Annotated in this window: 1 protein-coding gene; it reads left to right on the top strand. The window is 73.4% G+C overall.

Annotated features, from left to right (window positions below; genetic code table 11):
- The first annotated feature begins 59 nt into the window (after positions 1-59).
- Positions 60-9,680: a type I polyketide synthase gene (locus tag ABZ883_RS22795; protein WP_360908796.1), complete on the top strand. Its 9,621-nt coding sequence runs from the start codon at positions 60-62 to the stop codon at positions 9,678-9,680.
- Positions 9,681-9,740 lie beyond the last annotated feature (60 nt).

A 9,740-nucleotide genomic window follows, 5' to 3' on the forward strand; every position in this document is an offset into this window, starting at 1 on the left:
CGCCCCGCCCGGACGACGACCGACCGGAACGACCGCCTCTGAGGCATGGAGCCCACGCAATGGAGAACGAGCACAAGCTTCGCGACTACCTCAAGCGGGCGACCGCCGACCTGCGCCAGGCCCGCAGGCGGCTGCGCGAGGTGGAGGAGAAGAACGAGGAGCCCATCGCCATCGTCGCGATGAGCTGCCGCTACCCCGGAGGCGTGCAGACCCCCGAGGACCTGTGGCGGCTCGTCGCGAACGGTGAGGACGCCATCTCTGCCTTCCCGGTCGACCGCGGCTGGGACGTCGAGTCGCTGTACGACGCCGACCCCGACAGCGCGGGATCCAGCTACGTCAGCGAGGGCGGCTTCCTGTACGACGCCGGCCGCTTCGACCCCGCGCCCTTCGGGATCTCGCCGCGTGAGGCGCTGGCGATGGACCCGCAGCAGCGGTTGCTGCTGGAGACGGCGTGGGAGGCGTTCGAGCGGGCCGGCATCGACCCGTCCTCGCTGCGCGGCAGCCGGACGGCCGTCTTCGCGGGCGTCATGTACCACGACTACACCGCCCGCCTCGACTCCGTCCCCGACGGCGTCGAGGGCTTCCTCGGCACCGGCAGCAGCGGCAGCATCGCCTCCGGGCGCGTCGCCTACACCTTCGGTCTCGAGGGCCCGGCCGTCACCATCGACACGGCCTGCTCGTCGTCGCTGGTGGCGCTGCACCTGGCGGTGCAGGCGCTGCGGGCGGGGGAGTGCTCCATGGCGCTCGCCGGCGGCGTAACCGTCATGGCCACCCCGTCGACGTTCACCGAGTTCAGCCGTCAGCGCGGTCTCGCGGCGGACGGACGCTGCAAGCCCTTCGCGGCCGCGGCCGACGGCACGGGCTGGGGCGAGGGCGCCGGCATGCTGCTGGTCGAGCGCCTGTCGGACGCGCGGCGCAACGGCCATCCGGTGCTGGCGGTGGTGCGGGGTTCGGCGATCAACCAGGACGGTGCGAGCAACGGCCTGACGGCGCCGAACGGGCCCTCGCAGCAACGCGTCATCCACCAGGCGCTCACCAACGCGCGCCTGTCCGCCGCGGACGTCGATGTCGTCGAGGCGCACGGCACCGGCACGACGCTCGGCGACCCCATCGAGGCGCAGGCCCTGCTCGCCACGTACGGGCAGGAGCACACGGCCGAACAGCCCCTGCTGCTCGGCTCGATCAAGTCGAACATCGGACACACGCAGGCCGCGGCAGGCGTCGCCAGCATCATCAAGATGGTGTTGGCGATGCGGCATGGTGTGGTGCCGAAGTCGTTGCACGTGGATGAGCCGTCGCCGCATGTGGATTGGGCGTCGGGTGCGGTGTCGTTGGCGTCGGATGCGGTGGTGTGGCCGGAGTCGGGGCGTGCGCGGCGGGCGGGTGTGTCGTCGTTCGGGTTCAGTGGGACGAACGCGCACGTGATCGTGGAGCAGGCGCCGGAGCCGGAGGCTGAGTCTGAGGCGCCGTCGTCGGCCGATGGTCCTGCGGTGGTGCCGTGGGTGCTGTCGGGCAAGAGTGCGGTGGCGTTGCGGGGTCAGGCGGAGCGGTTGTCGGGCTGGCTTGCGGGTGGGGCTGGTTTGGCGGCGTCGGTGGCTGATGTGGGGTGGTCGTTGGCGTCGTCGCGGGCGGCGTTGGAGCACCGTGCGGTGGTGCTGGGTGACCATGCGGCGGGGTTGTCGGCGGTGGCGCAGGGTGTGCCTGCGGCGGGTGTGGTGTCCGGGCGGGTTGTCGGTGGCAAGACGGTGTTCGTCTTCCCGGGCCAGGGTTCGCAGTGGGTCGGCATGGCCGAGGAACTGCTGGATTCCTCGCCGGTGTTCGCGGAGCGGCTGGGGGAGTGCGCGCGGGCGCTGGAGCCGTTGACCGGTTGGTCGCTGGTGGATGTGCTGCGCGGTGTCGAGGGCGCTCCGTCGCTGGAGCGCGTGGATGTCGTCCAGCCTGCGTTGTTCGCGGTGATGGTGTCGCTGGCGGAGGTGTGGAAGGCCGCGGGGGTGCGTCCGGCTGCGGTGATCGGGCATTCGCAGGGCGAGATCGCGGCCGCGTGCGTGGCGGGGATCTTGTCGCTGGAGGACGCGGCCCGGGTGGTGGCTCTGCGGAGTCAGGCGATCGGCCGGGTGCTCGCGGGTCTCGGCGGGATGGTGTCCGTGGCGCTCCCCGCGGACGAGACGCGTGAGCGGATCGCTGCGTGGGGTGAGGAGCGGATCTCGGTTGCCGCGGTGAACGGCCCGTCGTCCGTTGTGGTCTCGGGTGAAGTGCAGGCGCTGGACGAGCTGCTGTCCTCCTGCGAGGCGGATGGGGTTCGGGCGCGGCGGATCGCGGTGGACTACGCGTCGCACTCCGCGCAGGTCGACCTCCTCGAAGAAGAACTCGGGAAGCTGCTTGCGCCGATCACGCCGGGTGAGGCGCAGGTGCCGTTCCTGTCGACGGTGACCGGCGAGTGGATGACCGGCCCGGAGTTGGACGGCGGTTACTGGTTCCGCAACCTGCGGCAGACCGTTGAACTGGAGCAGGCGGTCCGGACGCTGCTGGAGCAGGGCTTCGGGGTGTTCATCGAGTCCAGCCCGCACCCCGTCCTCACCGTCGGGCTGCAGGAGACCGTCGAGGACTCCGGCCGTGAGGCCGCTGTCCTGGGCTCGCTGCGCCGTAACGAAGGCGGTCTGGAGCGGTTCTGGCTGTCGCTTGGTGAGGCCTACGTCCATGGCGCGTCCGTGGACTGGCAGGCGGTGTTCGCCGGAACCGGCACACAGCGCGTCGACCTCCCCACCTACGCCTTCCAGCGCGAGCACTACTGGCTGGAGAGCGGAACCCCCGAGGCCGCCGGGGCGACCGCCCCCGCCGACAGCGTGGAGGCCCGCTTCTGGGAGGCCGTCGAACGCAACGATGTGGCCGCCCTGACGGCCGAGTTGGACGTGGACGGCGACCAGGCACTGACCGCGCTGCTTCCGGTGCTGTCGTCGTGGCGTCGGCAGAGCCGTGAGCAGTCCACCGTCGACGGCTGGCGCTACCGCGTCACGTGGAAGCCCCTGCCCGAGCCCGCCTCCGCCCACCTCAACGGCACCTGGCTGCTCGCAGTCCCCGACACGCTCACCGGCGCGGACGAGGAGTGGGCGGCCGCCGTCGAGCGCACGCTCACCGACCGCGGCGCCGACGTGCGCCGGATCGCGGTCGTCCAGAGCGGCGACGACACGCGCGCCGAACTCACCGCACGCGTGCGCGAAGCGCTCGCCGACGGGCCCGCGGTGTCCGGTGTCCTCTGCCTGTCGACGCCCTCGGGTACCGCGGCCGGCACTGTCGTGACCACGCTCTCCGTCGTCCAGGCACTCGGCGACGCCGAGGTGACCGCGCCGCTGTGGTGCGTGACCCGCGGCGCCGTCGCCGCCGGCCGCTCCGAGCGGCTGGAGCACCCGACGCAGGCGCTGATCTGGGGTCTCGGCCGTGTGACCGCGCTGGAGCACGGCGAGCGCTGGGGCGGCCTGGTGGACCTCCCCGGCACGGACGACGTGGACGACCGGGCACTGGCCCGGCTCGCCGGCGTCCTGGCGGGTGACGCGGCCGAGGACCAGGTCGCGGTACGCCCGGGCGGCCTGTTCGCGCGGCGTCTGGTCCGTGCGCGGCTCGCTGAGACCAAGACCGTCCGCGAGTGGCGACCGCAGGGCACGGTGCTGGTCACCGGCGGTACGGGCGCGCTCGGCGCGCACGTCGCGCGCTGGCTCGCGTCCAACGGCGCCGAGCACCTGGTGCTGACCAGCCGGCGGGGCATCGACGCCCCCGGCGCCGCCGAGCTGCGCGACGAACTGACCGCGCTGGGCGCCGAGGTCACCGTCGCCGCCTGCGACGTATCCGACCGCGACGCCCTCGCCGCACTCCTCGGCGCCGTCCCCGCCGACCGCCCCCTGACCGCCGTCGTCCACACCGCCGCCGTCCTCGACGACGGCGTGATCGAGGCTCTGACCCCCGACCAGGTGGAGGCGGTGCTGCGCGTCAAGGTCGACGCGACCCTGCACCTGCACGAGCTGACCCGCGACCTCGACCTGTCCGCCTTCGTGCTGTTCTCCTCCTTCGCCGCCACCTTCGGCGCGCCCGGCCAGGGCAACTACGCCCCGGGCAACGCCTTCCTGGACGCGTTCGCCGAGCACCGCAGGGCGGCCGGCCTGCCCGCGACCGCGATCGCGTGGGGCCCCTGGGGCGACGGCGGAATGGCGGAGGGCGCGGTCGGCGACCGCATGCGCCGCCACGGTGTCATCGAGATGGACCCGGAGCGGGCCGTCGCCGCGCTGCAGCACGCCCTGGACCGGGACGAGACGACGCTGACCGTCGCCGACATGGAGTGGAAGCGCTTCGTCCTCGCCTTCACCTCCGGCCGGTCCCGGCCGCTGCTGCACGACCTGCCCGAGGCGCGCGCCGCCGTCGAGAGCATCCGTGCCGACGCCACCGAGGGCGCCGGAGACGTCGGGGAGTTCTCCCGGCGGCTCGCCGGTCAGCCCGCGGCCGAGCAGGAGCGGCTGCTCCTCGACCTCGTCCGCACCGCTGTCGCCGCCGTGCTGGGGTACGCGGGTCCCGAAGCGGTCGAGGCCGGGCGGGCGTTCAAGGAGCTGGGCTTCGACTCACTCACCTCCGTCGAACTCCGCAACCGCCTGGTCGCCGCCAGCGGTCTCAAGCTCCCGCCCACCCTCGTCTTCGACTACCCGACGGCCACCGTCCTCGCCCGGTACCTGCGCGAGGAGATGTTCGGGCGGGACAGCGCGTCGGCCGTCGTGACGCCGAGTGCCGCGGTCCTCGACGCCGAGCCCGTGGCGATCGTCGCGATGGCGTGCCGCTTCCCCGGCGGGGTGCGTACCCCGGAGGAGCTGTGGCAGCTGCTGGTCTCCGACGGCGACGCCCTCTCCCGGTTCCCCGCCGACCGCGGCTGGGACATCGAGGCGCTGTACGACCCCGACCCCGACGCGCAGGGCACCTCGTACACCCGCGAGGGCGGATTCCTGTCCGGGGCGGCCGAGTTCGACTCCGGGTTCTTCGGGATCTCGCCGCGTGAGGCGCTGGCGATGGACCCGCAGCAGCGGCTGCTGCTGGAGACGTCCTGGGAGGCGTTCGAGCGGGCCGGCATCGACCCGCAGACCCTGCGCGGCAGCCAGGCCGGCGTCTTCGTCGGCACGAACGGCTCGGACTACGCCGAACTCGCCCGCACCGCGACCGAAGGCCTCGAAGGCCACCTCGCCAGCGGCAGCGCCGGAAGCGTCGTCTCCGGCCGCATCTCGTACACCTTCGGTCTCGAAGGCCCGGCGGTCACCGTCGACACCGCCTGCTCCGCCTCGCTCGTCGCCCTGCACCTCGCCGTCCAGGCGCTGCGGGCGGGGGAGTGCTCGGTGGCCCTGGCCGGCGGCGTGACGGTCATGTCGACGCCCGGCACCTTCATCGAGTTCAGCCGCCAGCGCGGACTGTCCACGGACGGCCGCTGCAAGGCGTTCTCCTCCGACGCCGACGGCTTCAGCCCCGCCGAGGGCGTCGGCATGCTGCTCGTGGAGCGGCTGTCGGACGCGCGCCGCAACGGCCACCCGGTGCTCGCGGTCGTCCGCGGCTCCGCCATCAACCAGGACGGCGCCAGCAACGGCCTCACCGCCCCCAACGGCCCGTCCCAGCAGCGCGTCATCCGTCAGGCCCTCGCCAACGCGCGTCTGTCGGCGGCGGACGTCGACGTCGTCGAGGCGCACGGCACCGGCACGACGCTCGGTGACCCCATCGAGGCGCAGGCCCTGCTCGCCACCTACGGCCAGGACCGCCCCGACGGCCGGCCCCTGCTGCTCGGCTCGATCAAGTCGAACATCGGCCACGCGCAGGCCGCCGCGGGTGTCGCGGGCGTCATGAAGATCGTGCTTGCCATGGAGCACGGCGTGCTGCCGCGCAGCCTCCACATCGCCGAGCCCACCCCGCACGTCGACTGGACCGCGGGCGACATCGACCTCCTGACCGAGGCGCGGCCCTGGCCGGACACCGACCGCCCCTGGCGAGCCGGAGTCTCGTCGTTCGGCTTCAGCGGCACCAACGCGCATGCCATCATCGAGCAGGCCCCCGACGCCGCCGACGACACGACCCCGGAGCCGGCGCCGACACCCCTACTGGCCGGGGTGACCCCTGACGGCTCCCCGTCGGGCCCGTCGACCACCCTGCCCTGGGTCCTCACCGCACGGACGCCGAAGGCCCTGCGCGGGCAGGCCGAACGCCTCCTCACTCATCTCGCCGCCCATCCTGACCTGCGACTTGTCGACGCGGCCCACTCCCTGGCCACGACCCGCGGCGCACTGGACGAACGCGCCGTCGTCGTCGGTCGCGAGCGCGCCGATGTGGTCACCGCCCTGACCGCCCTGGCCGCGGGGGAGACCTCACCGGTCCTGGTGCAGGGGTCCGCGATCGGGGGAAGGACGGTGTTCGTCTTCCCCGGACAGGGGTCGCAATGGGTAGGCATGGCCGAAGGGCTGTTGGACGCTTCAGCCGTGTTCGCTGCCCGGATGGAGGAGTGCGCTCAGGCGCTGGAGCCGTTGACCGGCTGGTCGCTGGTCGATGTGCTGCGCGGTGTCGAGGGCGCTCCGTCGCTGGAGCGCGTGGACGTGGTCCAGCCTGCGCTGTTCGCGGTGATGGTGTCGCTGGCGGAGGTCTGGAAGGCCGCCGGCGTGCGTCCGGCTGCGGTGATCGGGCATTCGCAGGGCGAGATCGCGGCGGCCTGTGTTGCCGGGATCCTGTCGCTGGAGGACGCGGCCCGGGTGGTGGCTCTGCGCAGTCAGGCGATCGGCCGGGTGCTGGCGGGTCTGGGCGGGATGGTGTCGGTGGCGCTGCCGGCCGCACAGGTGCGGGAGCGGATCGCGGCGTGGGGTGAGGAGCGGATCTCCGTTGCCGCGGTGAACGGCCCCTCCTCGGTTGTGGTCTCCGGCGAAGTGCAGGCCCTGGAGGAGCTGCTGGCTTCGTGTGAGGCGGACGGGGTGCGGGCGCGGCGGATCGCGGTGGACTACGCCTCCCACTCCGCACAGGTTGACCTCCTGCGGGACGAGCTGGCCGAGCTTCTTGCGCCGATCACCCCGGGCGATGCACAGGTGCCGTTCCTGTCGACGGTGACCGGCGAGTGGATGACCGGACCCGAGCTGAACGCCGGGTACTGGTTCAGCAACCTGCGCCAGACCGTCGAGCTGGAGCAGGCGGTCCGAACCTTGCTGGAGCAGGGCTTCGGGGTGTTCATCGAGTCCAGCCCCCACCCGGTGCTGACGGTCGGTCTTCAGGAGACCGTCGAGGACGCCGGCCGTGACGCGGCGGTCCTGGGTTCGCTGCGCCGCAACGAAGGCGGTCTGGAGCGGTTCTGGCTCTCGCTTGGTGAGGCTTACGTCCACGGTGCCTCCGTGGACTGGCAGGCGGTGTTCGCCGGAACCGGCGCGCAGCGCGTGGACCTGCCCACCTACGCCTTCCAGTCGCAGCGGTTCTGGCCCGAGATCGCCCCGGCGCCCGCGTTCGAGGCGCCGGTGGAGAGCGAGATCGACGCCCGCTTCTGGGCGGCCGTCGAACGCGAGGACCTCGACACCATCACCTCTGAACTCGCCGTCGACGCCGACCAGCCGCTGACCGCGCTGCTTCCGGCGCTGTCGTCGTGGCGCCGGCAGAGCCGTGAGCAGTCCACCGTCGACGGCTGGCGCTACCGCGTCACGTGGAAGCCGGTGTCCGAGCCGGCCTCCGGCCGCCTCACCGGGACCTGGCTGCTCGCCGTCCCCGGCACGCTCACCGGCCCGGACGAGGAGTGGACGGCCGCAGTCGAGCGCACGCTCACCGACCGCGGAGCGCAGGTGCGCACCGTGCGCGTCGACCACGGCACGGCCGACCGCGAGCAGCTGGCGGCAGAGCTGAAGGCCGCACTCGACGACACCGCGCCCAGCGGTGTCCTCTCCCTCCTCGCCCTCGGCGGCGGCAGCGCCCCGCTGCGCGAGCACGCCGGACTGCTGGCGACTGCCGCCCTGGTCCAGGCACTCGGCGACGCCGAGGTCACCGCGCCCCTGTGGTGCGTGACCCGCGGCGCGATCGCCACCGGCCGCTCCGAGCAGGTGACCGATCCCGCCCAGGCACTCATCTGGGGCTTCGGCCGGACGGCCGACCTGGAGTACCCCGACCGCTGGGGCGGTCTCGTCGACTTGCCCGGCACGGACACCGCGGACGACCGTACGCTCACCCGCCTCGCGGGCCTGCTGGCAGGGGACGGCGCGGAGGACGAGGTCGCGGTCCGCGCCTCCGGTGTCTTCGTGCGTCGGCTCGCCCACGCGTCCGGTGCCGACGCGCCCGCCGGCAAGGTGTGGAACCCGCACGGCACGGTGCTGGTCACCGGCGGCACGGGTGCGCTCGGCGCGCACGTCGCCCGCTGGCTCGCGTCCAACGGCGCCGAGAACCTGGTGCTCACGAGCCGCCGGGGCATCGACGCCCCCGGCGCCGCCGAGCTGCGCGACGAACTGACCGCGCTGGGAACGGAAGTGACCGTGGCCGCCTGCGACGTCGCCGACCGCGACGCCCTGGTCGCGCTCCTCGGGGACGTCCCCGCGAACCGTCCCCTGACCGCCGTCGTCCACACCGCCGGTGTGCTCGACGACGGTGTCATCGACGCGCTCACGCCCGAGCGGTTCGCGACCGTCCTCGCCCCCAAGGCGGAGGCGGCGCTCGCCCTGCACGAGCTCACCCGCGACCTGGACCTGTCCGCGTTCGTGCTCTTCTCCGGGGTCGCCGGCACGCTCGGCGACGGCGGGCAGGGCAACTACGCGGCGGCCAACGCCTATCTGGACGCCCTCGCGGAGCAGCGGCACGCCGAGGGGCTGGCCGCGACTTCCGTGGCATGGGGCCGGTGGGGCGACAGCGGACTGGCGGCGGGCGGCGCGATCGGCGAACGCCTCGATCGCGGCGGCGTGCCCGCGATGGCGCCCGGTTCCGCGATCCGTGCGCTTCAGCAGGCCCTCGACCTGGGCGACGTGACCGTCGCGGTCGCCGACATCCAGTGGGAGCGGTTCGCGCCCGGTCACACCGCCGTGCGGCCGAGCCCGTTCCTGGCCGACCTGCCCGCGGTGCGGCGGCTGGCGGAGGCGGCGCGTTCCGGCGGGGCGGACGGCGATCCGTCCGGTGCCGGGCTCTCCCCGGCGGAGGCGCTGCGCCGCCGCCTGGAGGTCATGCCGCGGGCCGAACAGGGCCTGGCCGTCGCCGAGCTGGTCCGTACCCACGCGGCCGCGGCGCTCGGCCACCCGAACACCGACGAGGTCGGCGCGCAGCGCGCGTTCAAGGAGCTCGGCTTCGACTCCCTCATCGCGCTGGAGCTGCGCAACCGGCTGAACGCCGCGACCGGACTGCGGCTCCCGGCCACCCTCGTCTTCGACCACCCGAACCCGGCCGTCCTGGCCGACTTCCTGCTCGGCGAGATCGTCCCGGACGGCGGCCCCGGCGCCGCCCCCGGCATGGCGGAACTCGACAAGCTCGAGTCCGCGCTGTCCGTGCTCGACCCGGACGCCGCGGACACCCCGACCCGTACCGACATCGCGCTGCGTCTGCAGGCCCTCCTGGCGAAGTGGGGTGAACCGCACACCGATTCCCGTGGCGAGGCCGTCACCGAAAAGCTCCAAGAGGCCACGCCCGACGAGCTCTTCGCCTTCATCGACAAGGAGCTCGGGATTTAAGCAGGCGGACAGCAGGCAGCACGCAGCAGGCAGCAGCAGCGCGAAGGTGTGACGAGAAGC

Source organism: Streptomyces sp. NPDC046977, from assembly GCF_040644455.1.
GTDB lineage: Bacteria > Actinomycetota > Actinomycetes > Streptomycetales > Streptomycetaceae > Actinacidiphila.

Excerpts from the sequence above, each read along its gene's own strand:
- ABZ883_RS22795 (WP_360908796.1), top strand. The coding sequence starts at position 60 with ATGGAGAACGAGCACAAGCTTCGCGACTACCTCAAGCGGGCGACCGCC.